Here is an 18,683-nt window from a genome sequence, read left to right as displayed (position 1 = left end):
CGGAATGCCGCGCCTGAACGTGGCATCTCCGGGTGTGGAGTGAGCGTGATACACGGTCTGCCCCCAACGGCGAATGCGGGGCTCACCATAACGGGGGCGATCGGGGTACCTCCCCGCGCCCTGGGGCGTTGTGTGCACCGTGGGACAAAGCGGCGTCGCGTTGAGCGGAGCGTTCCTCGCTCGCCGCGTCCGTGCCGACCGGTGTTCGTGTTCGCCGGCTGCGGCGGTTCGCCGGTGGGAGACCTTCAGACGGCAGACGACCCCGGGGTTCTGGACGGGCGCCCGTCCAGAACCCCGGGGTCGCCCGGGTCCGTCGCCGCGACTGCGATCAGCAGCGGGTGTCGATCAGCGATGAGTGCCGATCAGTGGTGAGTGCCGATCAGTAGCGGGTGCCGGTGGTCGTGGTGGTGGAGGCGGTCCGGCTGCGCCGGCGGCGCAGGCGTCGCAGCCCGCGGGCGGCGGAGCGGTCCGCCTGATTGACGTCGTGCCGAACCCCGTGTCGCATGCGACGCAGAATCTTCATGGTGATGCCTCCCCTTCGTCGGTTTCCGGGCCGGTCTTCGAGCCATTTCCGGCTTATCCGGTGACGCCTGAGGAGGGTTTGCCCGGGATCGATGCCCTAACACCAGCCGGGTGGCGAAAACTAGCGGGCCGGTGGCCGGCTCGTGACGAAGATGGAGGTCGAGGGCACGTACCCGCCGCGCATCGGCCCCCACTGCCCCCAGGTTCGCTCCTGGCCGGCCGGCCATTCCGGCTCGATGATGTCGTGCAGGATCAGCCCGGCCGCGACGATCTCACGGACCCGGTCGCCGATCGTGCGATGCGTCTCCGTGTAAATCGCCTGGCCCTGTTCGTCGTGTTCGGTGTAGGCGCGCCGGTCGAAGTAGCTGTGGAACACCCGCAGCCCGTTCTCGTCCGGGTCGTCCGGCAGGCACCACACGAACGGGTGGGTCGTCGAGAACACCCAGCGCCCGCCGGGCCGCAGCACCCGGGCGACCTCCCGCATCACCGCCCCGCTGTCGGCCACGAACGGGACCGCGCCGAACGCGGAGCAGGCCACGTCGACGCTCTCGTCCGCGAACGGGAGCGCGACCGCGTCGGCCTGGACCAGCGCCACCTCGATGCCGGTGCGGGCCGCGTAGGCGCGGGCCTGGGCGAGCTGCCCGCCGGACAGGTCGAAGCCGACCACCCGGGCTCCCTGGCGCCGCAGCCACCGCGCGCACTGGGCGCCGCCGCAGCCGACCTCCAGGACGGTGCGGCCGGCCACGTCCCCGAGCAGGCGCAGCTCGGACTCACGCAGCCCCTCGGGGCTCCAGCAGAAGTCGCTGTCACCGAGGAAGGCGCCGTGTTCGGCCTGGTAGTCCGCGGCCGCGTCGTCCCAGTAGATGCGGCTGGCCCGCCGGGCGGTCTCGGGATCTATGTCGAGGTATCCGTAGGCGGGTGGCTGCTCACCGCTGCCGGTGCCATCGATCGTGCCCACGCTGTCGACCGTGCCCACATTGTTGTTCGTGTCTGCCCTGTCGATCAGGTCTGCGCTGTCGATCGTGCCGCTGGTCGCGGCGTCGTCTTCTGGACTGCCCACGGTGGTTCATGCTGGCATCCGGGCGCGCGGCGGCGCCCGCCGGGGCGGTCCCCGCTGGCGTGGCCCCTCGCCGCGGGGCGGCCCGCGTGCGCCCGGACGCTCCTCCGGCGGCTGGCCCGGCCGGCCCGGTCGGGGGATGATCCCGGTCATCCCGCAACATCACTGACGATGGGGAGGTCCGCTGGTGGCGGTCGAGGTCGGAGCGGTCGAGGTCGGCGCGATGGCTGCGGGTGCGATGACTGCGGGTGCGATGGCTGTGGATGGGGTGGCTGCGGATGGGGTGGCTGTGGGTGGGGCGCGTACGGGTGGGGTTGCCGTGGCGGCCGGCGCCGCGGTGGTGAGGTCGTCACGGTGGCGGTGAAGCCGTCCGGGTCCGCGGCCCGGGTCGGCCGCCTGCTGAGTTTTCTCGGCGGCCACGGCGAGTCCGGTTACTCGCTCTCGGAGCTGGCCCGGGCCGTCGGCATGGACAAGAGCACCTGCCAGGCGATGCTGCTCGCCCTGGTCGAGCAGGGGTTCGTCCACCGCGACGATGGGCACCGTACGTACGCCCTGGGCCCGTCGGCGCTGGCGGTCGCCGCCGCCGACGGGGACCGGGCGCGGCTGGCGCGGCTGGCCCGCGCGGAGCTGGAGTCGCTGACCGCGGACCTCGACCTCGAGACGTTCGCGACCACGACCTTCGCCGGCAACCTGCTCGTCCTGGCCCGTGTCCCCCGCTCCGCCCTGTTCGGGCTGTCCATGCGGGTCGGCCAGACCCTGCCGCTACGCCCGCCGGTCGGCGCCGTGCACCTGGCCTGGGCGCCCCCGGCCGCCGTCGATGCCTGGCTCGCCGCGGACGGGATGCCGGCGGGCGCGTTCGCGGTGGACGTCGTGCCAGTGGACCTGGCCCGGGCGGGGGGGCCGGCGTGCCGGCATCGGCGGGTGATCGAGGTGGTGCGGGAACGGGGCTACTCGGTGACGGCGGAGGAGGCGTTGCGATGGCGACTGCGCGACGTGGTCGACCAGGTCGCGGACGCGCCGACCGACCCGGACCCGCGCCGGGAGCGGGACGAGCTGCTGCGGACCCTCGCCGAGCGGGACTACGAGATCCTGGACCCGGACGAGGCGAAGTCGTGGCCCGTGGGGGAGGTCTGTGCGCCCGTGTTCGACCGGGACGGTCGCGTCACCGTGGCCCTCGGCCTGGTCGCCGCGCAGACCCTGGACACGGCCCGGCGCGCGGCCGTGGTCGACCGGCTGCTGTCCGCGACGACTCGGCTCACGGCGCTGACCGGCGGCCGCCGGCCGGACTGACGTCGGCCTCGGTGGCGGTCAGACCTCGCTGTGGCTGACCGCCGCGCCGATCACGGCCCGGTCCTCGGCGATCGTGATCGGCGTGTAGACGACCGTGCCGGTCGCCTGCGGGTCGACGAGGCGTCCGCGGCGGCTCTGCCCGACCAGCCGGGCCCGGCCCTCCAACGAGCCCACACCGACCTCGTGGTCGGCTGGTCCGAACGGGCCAGTTCCGGCCAGTCCGGCCTGCTCGGGAGCCTCCGTCGCGTAGATCCGGACGATGGCTCCGGGCACGGTCGTCCACCCCAGCACGGTCCCGCCGAGCGTGCTGCGCGCCTCCAGGTCCAGCACCGGCCGCGGGCGGGCGACAACCCGGACCACCACCTCCGCCGCCCCGGAGGGGGCCAGCGCGTCCGAGCCGTCCGGCCCGGCCGCCCAGACCCGGTAGCGATAGACCGCGCCGGGCGCGGTGTCCTCGTCGAGGAAGTAGCCGCCGGCGCCGCGGAAGCGGCGCTTCGCCCCCGACAGCGGAGAGGTCTCGGCGAACGTCCGCTCGATCATCACCTCGTCGCACTCCGGCATGGGCCGCCAGGACAGCGCGACCGCATTGTCGGACATGCCGGCCCGCAGCGCGGTGACCGGCGGCAGCAGCGTGCGGGTCGGCGTGCGGACCGGCGTCGAGCGCAGCCGGCCCGAGGCGCCGGCGACCATGGCGACCACCTCGTGCCAGTGCGGGACGCCCCGGGGCGCCCCGGCGTCGAACAGCTCGGTGCCGGTGGTGATGCCCAGGCTGCGTTCGCGGCGGCCGTTGGGCGCGGACGGGTCCGCCAGCACCCGCGACACCCGGTATGACGCCCCCGGGGTGACCGACGGCGCCCAGCGCAGCAGCACCGCGCCGTCCTGCTCCACCGCGGTGAGCTCCGCCGGTGCCGCCGGGCGATCCGCGATCGCCGGCTCGGCCGCTGGCCCCGGCTCGGCTGCCCTCCCTGGTTCGGCTGCCCTCCCCGGTCCGGCGGCTCGTGCCGGTTCGGCGGGCCGGGGCGGCGCATCCGCAGCGGCGGGCTGCGGCGCGACGGCCGACGCCGTTCGTGGGCCGGCGGCGGCGGGGGTGGCCGGCGGCTCGGGGAACCGCGTCGGCGGCAGGTCGGGGGGCGGCTGGTGGCTGGTGCGGCCCGCCACCCGGGTCGCCTCGTCGCAGTCGTCGACTCCGCCGGCCGGCCCGCTCGCGCCGGTGGGGCTCGCAGCGCGGAGCGAGCCGGGAGCCGCCGAGGCTTCCGGTAGCGAAGCGGCGAACCGGGCCGGCGCGTCGCCGTCCCCGCCGGGCGGCACGGAATACCGCAGGTGCCAGGACAGGGCGTCCACGCGGCTCACCCCGGGTTGCGGCCGGGATCGGGCGGCCTGCTCGAGCAGCTCCCAGGCCCGGGCCGGAGTCAGCCGCCGGGCGGGGTCCTTCGCCAGCAGGCCGTCGAGCACCGGGTCGAGGGCGCCGGCCCGCCGAGTCGGGGCGGGCGGGTGGAGCAGGATGGCGGCCAGCATCGCGCCGAAGCTGTCCCGCTCGAACGGCGGGTGCCCCTCCACGGCGTAGTACAGCGTGCCCCCCAGGCTGAACAGGTCCGCCTCGAAGGTCGCCGGCCGGTTGTCGAGCCGTTCCGGGGCCATGTAGAGGGGGGTCCCCAGCACGCCGGTGACCGTGAGTGTCGGATCGCCGTCGCCGGTGGCGATGCCGAAGTCGGTGAGCACGACCCGGCCGTCCGTCCCGATCAGCACGTTGGACGGCTTGACGTCGCGGTGGACGATGCCGTGATCGCGGGCGGCGACAAGCGCGTCGAGCATCGCGATCCCGATCCGGGCGACCTCGGTGGCGGGCAACGGGCCGTCGTCGCGCACGACCTCGAACAGGGACCGGGACGGCACGAGCTCCATCACGATCCAGGGCAGGCCGTGTTCGAGGACGACATCGAGGATCGTGACGACGTGGGGGTGGCCGCGCAGCTTGGCGGCGTGCCGCGCCTCGCGCAACGCCCGCTCGACCCGGTCCGCCCGCTCGGCGTCCGCGACGCCGCCGGCGAACTCGATCTCCTTGAGCGCCGCCTCGGTCTCCAGGACGGAATCGAAGGCGCGCCAGACCGTCCCCATCGCACCCGCACCCAGACGCGCGACGAGTCGGTATCGGCCCGCCACCACGCGGTTGCCTACCGGAACGGCAGCCACGACACCCCCTTGGCTTCGTTCATTGTCGCAGGCCAGCTTCCCAGGTGAACCGAAATATCACGACCGGCGCCGGGTCGCCGCCTCGCGCCGACCGGCGCGCCCATACTGATCTGCGACTTCGTCGTGTCGTCATGGTGTTGGTCACCCGCGGCGCGGCCGCGGGCGGCGCCCGTCCCCGGCCGGCCGCCGGCAGTCAGGGCGCCGGGCGCAGCAGGGAGCGCCCGGCGTCGTCAGCGTCCTGCCCCGACGCCCTCGGATCGGGCGCCGGACCCGCGACGGTCGGGTTTGCGGCCACATCCGGGCGGGCGCCGGTGGTGGCCGGTCGGGGCGGCAGCATGGCGAACGCGCCGGCCGCGGCCACGACCAGGGCGACCGCCACGCACAGCAGCACCCGGCCGGGCTCGTCGACGTCCAGGGCCCGGGCCAGCAGCACCCCACCGCCGGACCCGGCGAAGGCGGCCAGGACCGTGACCGCCGCACCGATCGCCCGGTTACTCAGGAACAGCATCTGGGCGCAGATCGCCCCGGTGACGGTGGCCGCCGCGGGGCCGAGGACCGCGTGGCCCGGCCGGGCGGTACCCGCCGCCCAGATCCCGAACGCGCCGACGAGCCCGCCGGCGGCGAGCAGCGCGACCAGCATCCCGCTCGGCACGGCCGGCGGCCGGACCATCGTGAGCGCGGCCGGTGGGGCGGGAAGATCACCGTTCGCCTGGTCGTCGGCGGGGGATCCGGCGGGGGTCGGCGAGCGGGCCGGTGGCGGCAACGGGGTGGATGGTGGTGGCGGCGGCGGGGTTGGTGGCGGCCCGGGTTGCGCCAACCGGGTCTCGTCGTGATCCTCACGGTCGCGGTCCTCGGCGCCTTGCGGGCGGGGCTTCAGGGCATCGGGCGTCAGGGGATCGGGCGTCGGCGTATCGGGCGTCGAGGGAGGGGCCGGCGGAGAATCGGGCGTCGGCCGATCTGTCGGCGGGGGAGTGGCCAGCGTTCCGTGGCCGTTGGTCGCGGGCCGGGAGAGCCGCCGGCTGAGCAACCGGACGAGCTCGCCGGCCGGGGGGCGCTGAGCGGGATCCTTCGCCAGACAGCGGGATACCGCGTCGAGCAACCGGTCGGGGGTGCCGTCGAGATCCGGTTCGGCCGCCCCGATCCGCAGCGCGACGATCTCCTGGGTCTCGCCGCGGAACGGGCGACGCCCGGTCGCGGCGAACACCACGCAGCAGGCCCACGCGAAGATGTCCGCGGCGGGGCTCGCGGTCTGCCCGTCGAGCTGCTCGGGGGACATCCACGCGATCGTGCCGACCAGCTCGCCGGCCTGGGTGTAGCCGGTGTACTCGGCCGAGCGGGCGACACCGAAGTCGATGACCTTCGGCCCGGCCCAGGACATGACGATGTTTGCCGGTTTCAGGTCGCGGTGCACCACCCCGGCGTCGTGGATGGCCTCCAGGGCGGCGGCGAGCCCGATCGTGAGGTTGTCGAGATGCCGGTCGACGAGCGGCCCGTGCTCCAGCACGGCGGCGTGCAGCGTCGGGCCCGGTACGTACTCCGTCGCCAGCCAGGGACGCGAGCCCTCCACCTCGGCGTCGATCACCCTGGCGACGGTGCTGGCCTCGACGTGCCGCGCGGCCGTGACCTCCGAGCGGAACCGCGCGCGAAACTCCGGATCGCTGGCGTACGCCTCGTGCGGCACCTTCACCGCGACCGGCCGATCCTCGTCCGCGAACCCGAGGTAGACGACGCCCATGCCGCCGGCGCCGATGCGGTTGTGCAGGCGGTACGGCCCCATCATCCGGGGGTCGGTGTCGGTCAGTGGTCTCAGCACGGTGTGTCCTCTAGCCCCAGTCTCCGGCGGCCCCGCCTTCGGGCACCATGCTTTTGCGGGTTCCGGTCACGTCAGGTCGTGCCGCAGCTCGGTACCCGCCGGAATTCTCGAAGGTAGTATTCCGCGGCTGCCGGATGCAGCGGTATATAGCAGAAAAGTGGCCCTTCGTAAATAGACAGGGCGTCCGGGATACGCCGGTGCGCGGGGTTGGTACCCCAGAGCGCCGCCTCGTAGTCGCCCTGGTCCCGGTACAACTCGGCGGTCGCCCGGCGGACCAGGGCCGGGTCGGTGTCGGTGCGGGCGATCAGGCCGTTGGGAATCGTGACGGTCTGGATCTGGCGGATCCCGGCGTAGTCCGCGGGGCCCAGGGTGCCGGCGCCGAACACCTCGCCGGCGTAGAAGTGCTGCCGGTTGCCGTAGAACGTGTTCCAGTCCTTCGTGATCGGGGCCCGGAACTCGGAAAGATCGAGCAGGCGCAGCCGGGCGCCGGCGGCGATGGCGGTCCTGATCTGGCGGGTGCCCGCGCCGCCGGCCCAGATGACCGCGTCCACCGTGCCCCCCGACAGCCGCCGCAGCGCGTCGTCGACGGACGAGTCGTCGAGATCGGGGTGGCAGTCGGGCAACCCGACCCGTAGCAGGACGTCGCCGATCTGGCGGACGCCCGAGCCCGGGCGGCCCGCCGCGATGGTCCGGTGGCACAGGTCGGCCAGCTTGTCGACCCGCTGGTCGTCGGGGCCGAGCGGGCGGTCGCGGACGATCATGTGCAGCAGGTCCCGGTGCACCGGCCCCAGGGTGCGCAGGCCCGCCACCGGGTGACCGCCGCGGGTCGGGTCGAACTGGTTCACCCCCTCGGTGGCGTCCACGGTGGTGTTGAGCTGGGCGATCGCCAGTCCGCAGCGGGGCGGCTCGGGGGATTCCAGGTCGTAGATGTTTTCCGTCGAACCGGCCGTCTCCACCACGTCGACGTCGAAGTGTTCCGGCGCCGCCTCCAGCCGGGCACGGAGCACCCGGGCAAACTGGTTGTACGGGGAACCGACGCTGCCGGTGAAGATCTGCACGGATCTGCATGCCGAGTGGCCGGCGGGCGGCCAGCCGTCCGCCACCGAGGAACGCGTGGATGTCGCGGCGAGGACGGCGGCGACGGCGACGGCGAGCACGACGACGCCGCCCGCGCCGGCACGTTGGCGTCGGGTCAGCCGTTCCGGCCGGCGGCCCGCCGGTTGATCCGTCGACACCGCGCGTCCTCCGCTCTGGACTGTTGGCCGGCGACAACCGTGGTCGCGGAATGCGGGAAATCGTAGAGGAATCGTCGTCGCAGGTTCCCGGCCGGGCGGCGCGATTGTCCGTCCTTCGGTCAGCTTCTCGCCAAAACCTTCCGGACGGCGATTCTTCCCGGCGGCTCGGCTTGTCCGCTGGGCGACATCGGTGCGGTCGGCATCGGTGCGGCTGGCGTCCGTGCGGTCGGCGTCGGTGTGGTCGGCGACGGGGTCGGTGCGGTCGACATCGGTGTGGTCGGCGTCGGTGTGGTCGGCGTCGCGGCGGGTGGCCCCGGTGCGTGGCGTGCGTGCGGGCGGTGCCCGCGGCAGGTCACCCCGCGGGCAACCACAGGTCGACCCCGCCGACGTGCCGTGGCGGGTGGCCGACGAGACTGCCCAGCAGCGCGCGCAGCTCGGCCGGCCGGCGGGCCGGTCCCAGCACGACCGCGTCCGGGGACAGCCGCTCGTACGCATCGCGGATCTGGGGCGATCCGGAGACGGCCGCCGCCGTCGTCGTGCCGTTGTCGATGTCGATGAGGGCGGAGGTCAGGGCGTCGCCGGGGCCGTGGAACGAGGCCCGGCCGGTCGGCCCCGGCACGGTGCAGTAGCAGCCGGGCATGACGAAGCGGAAGTCCGCCTCGGCCTGCCACAGCATCGCCTCCGCCTGCTGGGGATGCGGGTAGGGGACGACGAGGGCGGTGGCGTCCGCCGGAATCTGCCGCACCCCGTCACCGGTGAAGAACGCGGGCGTGTGGGCCGGCGTGGTGAGCAACGGGGCGGGCACGAGCGTGGCCAGCGCCCCGGCGGTCACCAGGGCGGTGACCGATCGCGCGAGCCGGCCGCGCCATCCACCCGGCCCCCCGGCCTGCCCCAGCCGGCTGGCAGCCTGATGCCGGCCGCGACCGCCGACGGGGCTGCCGACGGGGCTGCCGCGACCGCCGACGGGGCTGTACAGGTCCGGGAACGTGCCGTCCACCGGCGGGACACCCGCCGCGTCGATGGTGCGCCGGCCCCGCTCGGCCACCCGGTCCAGGCCGACGGCCGTCACGGCGGCCGCGCACATCATCACGTACAGCGCGAACCGCGAGGGCAGCGCGTTGTGGAGCACGGGCACCCGTTCGAGCACCAGCCAGGGCAGCGGGATCGCCGTGGCGCGGCCGTCGACGTGTAGGTGATCCCCCAGCGAGAGGACCGCCATCACCAGGCCGACGGGGGCGAGGACGCCGACGAGCGGGTGGCGGCGCGCGCGGACCGCCGCGGCCAGCGCCAGCAGGATCAGGGGAATCCCCAGGTAGCCACCCACCTCCACGGCGTTGCCGGTGAACCGCAGACTGTGCCGCAGGGCGAGGTCCGGGGCGATCTCCTGCAGCGGCGTCGGCGTGACGAAGCTCCACAGGTCGGTCACGGCGATGCCGGACGGTTGGATCGAGCCGTGGACCCGCTGCCCGCCGAAGAACTGCACGCCCAGCGGCCAGGCGAGCAGGGCGGCAGCCACCAGCGCGGCCGTCGCGAGGCCGCGCAGCACGGGGCCCAGCCGTTCGCGGGCCACCGCGCGGTTGCGCCCGGCGAGGACCGCGAGCCCGACCGCCGCCGTCAGCGCCGAGGTCGCGAGGATCTCCTCGCCGATGAGGGCCTGGGCGGCGACCGCGAGCCCCAGCAGGATCCCCGTGCGCCGCGGGCTGCGGCCGCGGACGACCAGGTCGTCAAGCAGCAGCAGCACCAGCGGCGGGAACGGGGCGAATGCCAGGTGCAGGTGGCCGTAGGAGCTGCCGATCAGGTACGGCCCGAAGCCGTAGAGCAGGCCGGCGAGGGCGGCGGGGCCGTCGCGGACCCAGCGGCGCAGCACCCAGAACAGGGCGAGGCCGCTGACCACGGGGGCGAGCGTGAGCAGCACCGCCAGCGTGGTCACCGGGCCGCCGAGCAGGGTGATCGGCGCCGCGAGCAGGCCGAGCAGTACCACCGGCGTGCTCCAGAGGATGTTCGCACCGGCGGGCGAGTTGATGTGGTGGGTCAGGAACGGGTCGAGCCCGCTGCCGAAGGCATGCGGCGTCCAACCGAGGAACCACGAGAACAGGTAGGCGTCATTGCCGCCGTAGGTGACCTCCCCGAGATGTCGCCAACTTGCGCGGAAGATCCAGACGGACAGGACCAGGTAGCCGAGCGCCACCGCGAGCGGCACCAGCCGGCGCCCCCGGTCGCGGGCGTCCGGCGTGGAGAGCTTCCGCTGCCCGGCGGGCGTGACCATCGGATACGCGCCGGCAGCCGCGGTCCGCGGGCTGCCGGTCTTCGGAACTCCACTTCGCGGGGTTCCGGTACTGCTGATCTCGGAGCTGGTCACGACGGTCCCCCCCTCGCGTGCCCCGCGGCCCGACGCGCTGCCCGCACTCGTCGGGATGCGTGACGTTGCCGACGATATCCGCCCCGGATACCTCCATTGGGAGCAAAACACACCGAATGTGGTGCGCAGTGTGACCGGCGTTGGTGGGAGTGGTCCCGCAGGAGATACCCGTTCCTGGGCGCGTCCCGACCGGCTGGCGGCACATCGGCCGCGGTGGCGCGTTATTTGGCCGGATTCATCCCGCGATTCGATCGATGCCCGTCGCCTCGGGCCCGGATGGCGTCCACTCGGCGACGAGGGCGGAAAAAGTGCGATATCTCGCGACGGCGTAGCCGGTGGACACGACGCCGTGGCGGTCGAGCACGGCGACGGGATAGCCGCGTTCCGCGCGGAAACCCCGCTCGCCGATGATGATCCGCCCGCCCAACCGGACCACGCCGACCACGCAGGGCAGCGCGGTCCAGCGAGGCCGCCGCGCCGCGGCGAGGATCTCCGGGGTGCGCCAGGCGTACAGGCCGCACAGGCAGTGCTCGTCCGGCACCTGGTGCTCGTCCGGCACCCGGTCGTGCCCCGGCCGCCGTTCGCTGGCGGTGGTTGAGTCGGGCCGCTTCGTCCGCAGGCAGCGTGCCTGCGTGATGCCGTCGGCCCGCCACAGCAGCATGCCCGGCGGGAACGGCGACCACGGCGTCCAGGCCGGGCGTAGCTGCCCCTGGCCGTCCACCGCCCACTGGCGCCAGCCGAGCAGGCTCACCCGGGCACCGGCTCCGGTTCAGGTTCCGGCGCGGGGGCGGCCGGGACGACCGGGATCGTCAACGGCTCGGCATCAGGGAAGCTGATCGGCTCGTCCTCGACGATCCGTTCGGGTTTGCCCACATCACCCACGTGTCCACGGTGAACGCCGAGGCCCGCCGGCGTCAATGGCAACTCGGGACCGGGCGGCCCGCCGCACCGGCCCGCCGCACCGGGGCGCCGGGGTCGTCCCGGCCGAGCGGGACCGGTCGCCTGCTGGTCGCGGGGTCGCGGGGGCCGGTCGCGCACGGCTGCGCGGCGCGGGGAACGCCGGTGCACCGGACGGCACCGACGGGTGCGTCGGGCTAGTTCGGCACTGGTGTTCAATGTGGCCTTCGCATAGTCCTGTGGGGTGATGTCGTTGCTGGGCACGTCCGCGGCCGATCGGCTGCCCGATTCCTCGTCACCGAGTCCGGACCGCGCCGATGTCGGCACGGCTCGCGCGGACATCCCGGCTTCCGAGGTCGTCCCGGCTTCCGAGGTCGTCCCGGCTTCCGAGGTCGTCCCGGCGTCCGCACGTTCCACCGACCCCGTCCCGGCCGTCGACCCGGCGGGGGATGGCCCGTATGAGATGGCCGCGACGCTGCTGTGGGCCCGCGTGCTCGGGGTCGCCGCCACCGGCCCGCACGACGACGTCGTGGGAACCCCTGGCGGGCAGGCGGCCGCGGGCGAGCTCGCGGCGATCCTGCGCGACGAGTTCGGGGTGGTGCTGGACGTGTCGGAGATCGTGGCGGCCCGCACGCCGGCCGGGTTCGCCGCCGTCTGGGCCGCCCAGCAGGGTGAGGCGGACCGCCATCCCACCGTGGTGTCCCTGTCCGCCGCCGCGCCCGGCACCCCGCTGTTCTGCTTCCCTGAGGCCGGCGCACCCGCCATCGCCCTGCTGCCGTTCGCCCGGCACTTCGCCGCCGAACGCCGCGTTTACGGCCTGCAGGCGCGCGCCCTCGAACAGCGCGGCATTCCGGACTGGTCGGTGGCGGCCGCGGCCCGCCGGCATGTGGCCGAGCTCCGGCTGCTGCAGCCGACCGGCCCGTACCTGCTGGTCGGGCACTCGTTCGGCGGCCTGATCGCGCTCGAGGTCGCTCGGCTGCTGCGGCGGGCGGGCCACGAGGTCGGCCTGCTGGCGTTGATCGACACCTACCTGCCGGGCACCGCCCGGCTGACCCGCACCGGCGCGATTATCCCGACGAGCCAGTTGGAGGGCCGGCACCCGGACCGGCCGGCCGACGTCCCGAGCTCGGCCGGCCCCGGGCCGCTTGCCGCCGACGACGGCCCCGCGCTGAGCCCGCGGGTGGTGGCCGACCGGCTGCGGCAGCTCGTCGAGCTCCCGCTCGCCGGGGTCGTCCGCTTCCGCGGGACGCACCGCTACGACATCTTCCACAACCAGGGTCGCATTCTCACGATGGCCTACCGCCCGCATACCTACGAGGGGCGCACGGTCGTCTGGCTCGCCGACGACCACGACGAGATCGAGGCCTGGCGCGGGGTGCTCACCGGTCCCGCGTCGATTCGGAGCATCCCCGGAGACCATCGGGCGGTCCTTCGCCAGCCTCTGATCACCGAGGTGGTCGCCGGTCTGCGCGCGGATCTCGCCGCCGTGCCGGGCATCGACACCACCGCTCGCTGAGCGTCTGCTGCCCGACACGAAGCGCGCGGGCAGCGGGATCGCGGCCGCTCGGTGCCGGCTGGCGGGCATCGTCGGAGGGACTCGGGGCCCGCGCGGTGCCCGCGGCGGCGACACATGGTCGCAGGTAGTGCCCACGCCCGCAAAGGTGGCCACGCCCGCAAAGGTGGCCACGCCCGGAAAGGTGGCCCACGCCCGCAAAGGTGACCAACGCCCGCAAAGGCGGCCGACGCGCGCAAAGGTGACCCACGTCGCTCGTTCAGCGCCCACTATGGAGCGGGGGCTCGGGCGTCGACGGATCCCGGGCCGGGATGGAGAGCTGATGAAGGTCCGGATCGGCATTGGCTTCGGCAGCGTGGCGCCGGCCGGGTTCGCGGCCCTGGTGGACCGGCTCGAGAAGCTCGAGATCGACTCGCTGTGGCTGTCCGAGCAGCTCTCCACCCCCGCCGTGGACCCGCTCGCCGGGATGGCCTTCGCTCTGGGCCGCACCAGCCGGCTGAAGATCGGTACCGGGGTGGCGGTGCTGCCGGGCCGCAATCCGGTGCTGCTCGCCAAGCAGTTGGCGTCGCTGGCGCTGCTCGCCCCGCGTCGGGTGCTGCCGGTGCTCGGCCTCGCCCCGGGCCGGCCGGTCGACCGGCCGGCCTACCCGCTCCCCCCGGGGCGGACCGGGGCCCAGGCCGGGCCGCCGGCCGGCCGCGGTGAGCCGCAGCCCGCGGGGAGCACGGGCCGCCGAGGCGAGGTGTTCGACGAGGCACTGGATGTCCTACGCCGGCTGCTGCGCGAGCCGCGGGTGACCTTCCACGGCGAGTTCTTCGACTTCACCGACGTCGGCATCGGGGAGCTGCCGACCCGACCGCTGGACATCTGGCTCGGCGGCGCGGCCCCGGCCGCCCTGCGTCGGATCGGCCGCTTCGGCGACGGCTGGCTGGCGAGCATGGTCAGCCCCGAGCAGGCGGCGGCCGGCATCGCCGAGATCAACGCGGCCGCCGCGGCGGCGGGCCGGCGGATCGACGACGATCACTTCGGGCTGAGCCTGCGCGTCGCCTTCGCGCCGCCGGCCGCGGACTCGCTGGCGGCGCTGCGGGGGCGCTACCCCGATGTCGATCCGGCGCGGCTCATGCCGGTCGGGTGGGCGGCGGCGCGAGAGCTGATCGGCGAGTACCTCGCCGCCGGGGTGAGCAAGTTCGTCATCCACCCGATGACGACGCCGGACGGCTGGCCGAGCTTCCTTGATTCCTTCGCGGCCGAACTGATGCCACTTGAGAACTGAGGCCATCCGGGGAACTGAGGCCAAGCCGAGAATTGAGGCTGTCCGGAGAACTGGTGCCACCACCCAGAGACCGCGACGCCATCCGGGACCGCCACGCCATCCGGGAGACGCCATCCAGGACCGCGACGCCATCCAGAAAATGCGACTCAGTCCGGAGAACGGACTGCGTGCCAAGAACGCGAGGCCGTCCCGAGGAAGGCGACCCGGAGAACCTCGCCCACGGACGATCCGGGCTTGCCGGACAACCCGGACGGTTCCTGGCCCGGTTGGCGGTTATCGGTCCGGACTCCGATCGGCGGTACACGGATGGTTTGACGGACGCGATCCGGGGGCGGTGCATCACGTGATGCTGAAACCGCCGTCCACCACGAGTGTCTGCCCGGTGACAAAACTGCCGGCGTCCGAGGCCAGGAAGAGCAGCGCGGCGGTCAGTTCCGCCGGCTCCCCGAAGCGGCCGTCCAGGACCCGCGTCAACTGCGTCTCGATGTAGCCGGGCTGGTACTCGTCCGTCATCTCGCTGCGGAAGAAGCCGGGGGCGAGCGCATTCACCCGGATGCCCTGGCGGCCGGTCCACTGCTGGGCCAGATCCCGGGTGAGCCCGAACAGCCCGGCCTTGCTGGCCGTGTAGGCGGCCTGCGGCAGCCCGGCGGTCGTCAGGCCCAGCACGCTGGAGATGTTGACGATGCTGCTGCCCGGCCGCATCACCCGGGCGGCGGCCTGCGCCATCCAGTAGCAGCCGCTGAGGTTGACGTCCAGGACGGAGCGGAACTGTGCGGGTGTCTCCTTCAGGGCCGGCACGGCCGTCCCGATCCCGGCGTTGTTGACCAGGACGTCCACCCGGCCGAAGGCCTCCATCGCAGCCGCGGTGATCCGCTCGGCGCTGGCCGGGTCGGCCACGTCGGCGGCGACGGCGAGGGCCCGCCGGCCGGCCGCCTCCACCAGCTTCGCGGTGGCCTCGAGCCGCTCGACCCGCCGGGCGCCGAGGACCACGTCCGCGCCGGCCTCGGCGAGACCGCGGGCGAAGTCCACCCCGAGACCGGAGGACGCCCCGGTGACGATCGCGACCCGACCGTCCAGCCGGAACCGGTCCAACACCGACATCTGCTGCTCCTTCGTGCCGAGGGTGCCACCGCCGTGCCGGCGGCGGTCGTCACGCGACCCGTGGCCCGCCGGTGCGGACCCGCCGCGAACCGCCGACGGACCCGGTCCCGCCATGGTGGAAGCGTCGCAGGTGAGGCGCATCGACGCGCCGGGAGTACCGGAGGTGATCGCCTGCGTCTCCTGGGTCACGGTCGGTCGGTTCGGCCCACTGGTGGGAGCACTCCAGGGCCCATTGGTACCGCCAAGGTCTTCCCCTTTCCGGTCTCGCCCGCCACAATCAACCGGGAACGGTGAGCGGCTGACGGGCGGTGCGGATCCGGCATCTGGCGGTATTACCCCGCCGGAGCGGCCGGCGTCGTGCCCAAACGCGATCCGGAACAGATGATCTGCGGGTAGAGGGGGTACTGACGATGAGTCGGTTACCCCGACATCGCAGGCCGTGAAGCGAGACAATCCCGTTCACACCGACAGTCGATCGACGACGCTGGGGAAAGCCTCGCGGGAGGAAACGTGGAACGGGCAGAGCGAACGGAAGTCACCCCTCGGGTTCGGACCGAACGTCATGTGGTGGTCGGCGTTCGCTTCGGAGACGTGTCAGATATGGCCGATGTATTGCTGGCCGCCGACCTCGCCGCGCGGCTCGACGCCCATCTCGTGCTCATCGCGACGATGGACCGCTGGTCCCGCTGGGCGAGGTGGACGGCGGGGGTGTACTGCGCCTTCGGCGTCGAGACGGTCATGTGCGCCGCTCGGATCGCGGAGGAGGAGACTCGCGAGGAGCTCGAACGCCGGCTGCGTTCGCTGCTCGACCTCGTCGGCGTCGACTGGAGCGTCCAGTGGGCCACCGGCTCCCCTCGTCGGGCCGCCGTGCGCTACACCCGCCGCCACCCCGACGCGATGGTGATCCTGCGCCCCGAGCGCGCCCGCTGAGCCCACCGCGGTGCCGGCGGCCCGGTCACCGTCCACCGCTCACGTCCAGCACGGCCCCGGTCACGTAGGACGCCTGCGCCGTGCAGAGCCAGGCCACCGCGGCCGCCACCTCCTCGGCCCGGCCCGGCCGGCCCAGTGGCACGGCCGCGCCCAGCCGCCGCGCCCGATCCGGATCCCCGCCCGAGGCGTGGATCTCGGTGTCGATGTATCCCGGGCGAACGCCGTTCACCCTGATGCCCTCCGCGGCGACCTCCTGGGCGAGCCCCAGCGTCATCGTGTCGAGGGCCCCCTTGCTCGCCGCGTAGTCGACGTACGTCCCCGGGCTGCCGAGTCGCGCGGCCGCGGAGGAGACGTTCACGATCGAGCCGCCCGGCCCGCCGTGGCGCGTCGACATCCGGCGCACCGCGGCCCCCGCGCACAGGAAGGCGGCGGTGACGTTGACGGTGAACATCGTGTGCAGCCGCGCGTGGTCCATCTCGTCGATCCTGGCCGCGGGGGCGACCACGCCCGCGTTGTTGACCAAAGCCGTCACCGGGCCGAGCCGGTCCGCGGCGGCGAACAGGTCGGTGACGGCGGTGGGGTGCGCGAGGTCGGCGGCGGCCGACGCGGCGGCGGCGCCGAGTTCCCGGCACGCCCGCGCCACCCGTTCGGCGGCGGCGGAGTCGTTCCGGTAGCCCACGCAGACGTCCCAGCCGAGCCGGGCGAGCGCGACCGAGCAGGCCGCGCCGATGCCGCGGCCACCACCCGTGACGACCGCCACGCCGCGCGTGCGCGGTTCCGACATACCCATCACTCCTCGTGCTTATCGAATGACTTCCAGGCTCGCGGTCGCCTGCGCGCCGCCCGGCGAAGCCGTGGGGATGCCCGAAGTGTCGTGGTCCGGTAGTCCCCCCGGCAGACAGAGGAGCTACCACTACCGCGCCCGAGCGTTGAACATCCGACACTGACGGTGTCAAATCGCGGTGGAGCCGTCACATTGCCCCCCTCCGATGCGTCCCTCAGGTGCGTCGGTGCCGTGACGCGACCGGCTCCGTCGTGGCTCGACCGTTCATGTGACGGATGTCTGACAGCGCATATCGCGTGGCGTGAAGGCGGTTCGGAGGAGCACAGTCGTCATCGACACGGTGACCGGTGGGCTCGCGTCGGCCGATGGTCTGCCCGTAGGTCCAGGGCATACCGGACGGTTCGCGATGGTTGTCGGTCTCGGGCGGGTGGCGGGACCGGTGTGGCCGGGGGTTGGGCCCACCATCCACCGAGGATCGATCGGCGTGGCGCGTCGTGGTGGCCGCGGGACGTTGGGAGGAACACCGATGAGCTGGGCCCCATCCACGGACTCGGCCGATGGCCGCCGCCCGGCGGTGAGCTCGCCCCTGGTCCGGCACGGTCTGGGGACGCTGGGCTGCCCGCTGCCGCGAACCTCCAGCGCGACGCCCGACCACCTCGGCGGGATCGGCCCGGGCGCCCCCGCGCCGGCGCGGCCGCTTGCCCAGGCGCGCCGGGTGGCCGGGGCGGTGGCGTACGCCGTCAGCCAGCTCCTGCTCATCGCCGTGCTCTACGGGACGTACAGCTTCAGCCGCCACCTCGCCAGCGGGCGGGAACCGGCGGCGCTGGCCGCCGCGAAGGACGTCTGGCGACTCGAACGATTCCTGCACCTGCCCAGCGAGGTCGCCGTCCAGCGGCTGGCGCTGCACTCGCACCTGCTGATCCGGGCCGCGGACTGGTTCTACATCCTCGTCCACTTCCCGTCGGTCATCATGCTACTGCTGTGGGTGTTCATCCGGCACCGCCGGCACTGGACGCGCATCCGCAACGTTCTGATCATGACCACGGGCCTGGCGCTGATCATCCATCTGCTGTACCCGTTGGCGCCGCCCCGCTTCCTGCCGTCGGTGCTGCACGTTCCGCTCGTCGACACCGGCGCCGTCTACGGCCCCTCTCCCTACGGGGAGGGCAGCGGTGGGATCGCCAACGAGTACGCGGCGATGCCGAGCCTGCACGTCGGGTGGTCGCTGCTCGAGGCCTGGGCGGTCATCACGATCCTGCACCACCGCGCCCGGTGGCTGATGGTGCTGCACCCGATCCTCACCATCATGGTCGTGGTCGTCACCGCCAACCACTACTGGCTCGACGGCATCGTGGGTTCCTCGCTGGTGGTGCTCTCGATCGCCGTGCTCGACCAGGTCAACCGCATGTGGGCCCGGCGCGGGCTGAACCGGCACGAGACACCCCTGCGGATCCCCGCACCGGCGCCGTCACCGGATGTGCTGGCGTCGACCGTGCCGGCGTCGACCGTGCCGGCGTCGACCGTGCCGGCGTCGACCGTGCCGGCGTCGACCGTGAACGTATCGGCCGTGACGGCATCAGCGGTGCCGACGGCCGTGTCGCCGAACCAGCCGGCGGCTTCGTCGCCGGAGGCGGGGGCTGTGCCGGAACCGCGTCCGGAGCCCGGCGGCGGGACAGGACCGTAGCCGGGGGTACGTAGAGCGGTGGGAGCACCGCGACCGCG

Annotated in this window: 15 protein-coding genes; 5 read left to right on the top strand and 10 right to left on the bottom strand. The window is 73.7% G+C overall.

Annotated features, from left to right (window positions below):
• Window positions 1–379 precede the first annotated feature (379 nt).
• Window positions 380–523, bottom strand: coding sequence for a hypothetical protein (locus tag AC5R91_RS16760; RefSeq protein ID WP_495392296.1), 144 nt, complete (start codon window positions 521–523; stop codon window positions 380–382).
• Between the two features lie 120 nt (window positions 524–643).
• Window positions 644–1,582 (bottom strand): class I SAM-dependent methyltransferase, encoded by a 939-nt coding sequence (locus tag AC5R91_RS16755; protein ID WP_495392295.1) that lies wholly within the window; start codon window positions 1,580–1,582, stop codon window positions 644–646.
• 351 nt (window positions 1,583–1,933) lie between these two features.
• On the opposite strand from AC5R91_RS16755, the gene AC5R91_RS16750 reads away from it, so the two are divergent.
• Complete coding sequence (locus tag AC5R91_RS16750; RefSeq protein ID WP_495392294.1) at window positions 1,934–2,869, top strand: helix-turn-helix domain-containing protein; 936 nt, start codon at window positions 1,934–1,936, stop codon at window positions 2,867–2,869.
• Between the two features lie 18 nt (window positions 2,870–2,887).
• On the opposite strand, the gene AC5R91_RS16745 is transcribed toward AC5R91_RS16750, so the two are convergent.
• From AC5R91_RS16745 to AC5R91_RS16720, 6 genes are all read right to left on the bottom strand, one after another.
• The gene (locus AC5R91_RS16745) at window positions 2,888–5,059 is read right to left on the bottom strand and encodes a protein kinase domain-containing protein (RefSeq protein ID WP_495392293.1); all 2,172 of its coding nucleotides are present in this window, start codon (window positions 5,057–5,059) and stop codon (window positions 2,888–2,890) included.
• A gap of 193 nt (window positions 5,060–5,252) precedes the next feature.
• A complete protein-coding gene (locus AC5R91_RS16740; protein ID WP_495392292.1) occupies window positions 5,253–6,872 on the bottom strand; it encodes a serine/threonine-protein kinase in 1,620 nt (539 codons plus the stop codon).
• 71 nt (window positions 6,873–6,943) lie between these two features.
• Window positions 6,944–8,107, bottom strand: a complete 1,164-nt coding sequence (locus AC5R91_RS16735; protein ID WP_495392291.1) for a TAXI family TRAP transporter solute-binding subunit — start codon at window positions 8,105–8,107, stop codon at window positions 6,944–6,946.
• Window positions 8,108–8,459: 352 nt separating this feature from the next.
• Window positions 8,460–10,466: a glycosyltransferase family protein gene (locus AC5R91_RS16730; RefSeq protein WP_495392290.1), complete on the bottom strand. Its 2,007-nt coding sequence runs from the start codon at window positions 10,464–10,466 to the stop codon at window positions 8,460–8,462.
• A 235-nt stretch (window positions 10,467–10,701) separates the two neighbouring features.
• Window positions 10,702–11,217 carry a hypothetical protein gene (locus AC5R91_RS16725; RefSeq protein ID WP_495392289.1) on the bottom strand — a complete coding sequence of 172 codons (516 nt, stop codon included), beginning with the start codon at window positions 11,215–11,217 and terminating at the stop codon, window positions 10,702–10,704.
• Window positions 11,214–11,348 carry a hypothetical protein gene (locus AC5R91_RS16720; protein WP_495392288.1) on the bottom strand — a complete coding sequence of 45 codons (135 nt, stop codon included), beginning with the start codon at window positions 11,346–11,348 and terminating at the stop codon, window positions 11,214–11,216. The genes AC5R91_RS16725 and AC5R91_RS16720 overlap by 4 nt, the downstream gene beginning before the upstream one ends.
• Before the next feature lie 262 nt (window positions 11,349–11,610).
• Between AC5R91_RS16720 and AC5R91_RS16715 the strand changes: the two genes are divergently transcribed.
• Window positions 11,611–12,879, top strand: a complete 1,269-nt coding sequence (locus AC5R91_RS16715) for a thioesterase domain-containing protein (protein WP_495392287.1) — start codon at window positions 11,611–11,613, stop codon at window positions 12,877–12,879.
• 319 nt (window positions 12,880–13,198) lie between these two features.
• Window positions 13,199–14,146, top strand: a complete 948-nt coding sequence (locus tag AC5R91_RS16710) for a TIGR03854 family LLM class F420-dependent oxidoreductase (RefSeq protein ID WP_495392286.1) — start codon at window positions 13,199–13,201, stop codon at window positions 14,144–14,146.
• A gap of 339 nt (window positions 14,147–14,485) precedes the next feature.
• On the opposite strand, the gene AC5R91_RS16705 is transcribed toward AC5R91_RS16710, so the two are convergent.
• Window positions 14,486–15,247 (bottom strand): SDR family NAD(P)-dependent oxidoreductase, encoded by a 762-nt coding sequence (locus AC5R91_RS16705; protein WP_495397987.1) that lies wholly within the window; start codon window positions 15,245–15,247, stop codon window positions 14,486–14,488.
• Window positions 15,248–15,847: 600 nt separating this feature from the next.
• Between AC5R91_RS16705 and AC5R91_RS16700 the strand changes: the two genes are divergently transcribed.
• Window positions 15,848–16,177 (top strand): hypothetical protein, encoded by a 330-nt coding sequence (locus AC5R91_RS16700; RefSeq protein ID WP_242419218.1) that lies wholly within the window; start codon window positions 15,848–15,850, stop codon window positions 16,175–16,177.
• Between the two features lie 25 nt (window positions 16,178–16,202).
• On the opposite strand, the gene AC5R91_RS16695 is transcribed toward AC5R91_RS16700, so the two are convergent.
• A complete protein-coding gene (locus AC5R91_RS16695; RefSeq protein ID WP_495392285.1) occupies window positions 16,203–16,961 on the bottom strand; it encodes an SDR family oxidoreductase in 759 nt (252 codons plus the stop codon).
• A gap of 526 nt (window positions 16,962–17,487) precedes the next feature.
• Here AC5R91_RS16695 and AC5R91_RS16690 point away from each other — a divergent pair.
• Window positions 17,488–18,645 carry a phosphatase PAP2 family protein gene (locus tag AC5R91_RS16690; RefSeq protein WP_495392284.1) on the top strand — a complete coding sequence of 386 codons (1,158 nt, stop codon included), beginning with the start codon at window positions 17,488–17,490 and terminating at the stop codon, window positions 18,643–18,645.
• Window positions 18,646–18,683: the final 38 nt, after the last annotated feature.

The organism is Frankia sp. BMG5.60, assembly GCF_059428125.1.
Note: the sequence above shows the minus strand (reverse complement) of the source record. Positions and strands in the feature narration are given on the sequence as shown.

What these genes read in the sequence shown, in the direction of transcription:
- AC5R91_RS16695 (WP_495392285.1), bottom strand. Translation starts at nt 16,961, where the DNA reads ATGTCGGAACCGCGCACGCGCGGCGTGGCGGTCGTCACGGGTGGTGGC.
- AC5R91_RS16760 (WP_495392296.1), bottom strand. Translation starts at nt 523, where the DNA reads ATGAAGATTCTGCGTCGCATGCGACACGGGGTTCGGCACGACGTCAAT.
- AC5R91_RS16710 (WP_495392286.1), top strand. Translation starts at nt 13,199, where the DNA reads ATGAAGGTCCGGATCGGCATTGGCTTCGGCAGCGTGGCGCCGGCCGGG.
- AC5R91_RS16715 (WP_495392287.1), top strand. Translation starts at nt 11,611, where the DNA reads ATGTCGTTGCTGGGCACGTCCGCGGCCGATCGGCTGCCCGATTCCTCG.
- AC5R91_RS16690 (WP_495392284.1), top strand. Translation starts at nt 17,488, where the DNA reads ATGAGCTGGGCCCCATCCACGGACTCGGCCGATGGCCGCCGCCCGGCG.
- AC5R91_RS16700 (WP_242419218.1), top strand. Translation starts at nt 15,848, where the DNA reads ATGGCCGATGTATTGCTGGCCGCCGACCTCGCCGCGCGGCTCGACGCC.
- AC5R91_RS16705 (WP_495397987.1), bottom strand. Translation starts at nt 15,247, where the DNA reads ATGTCGGTGTTGGACCGGTTCCGGCTGGACGGTCGGGTCGCGATCGTC.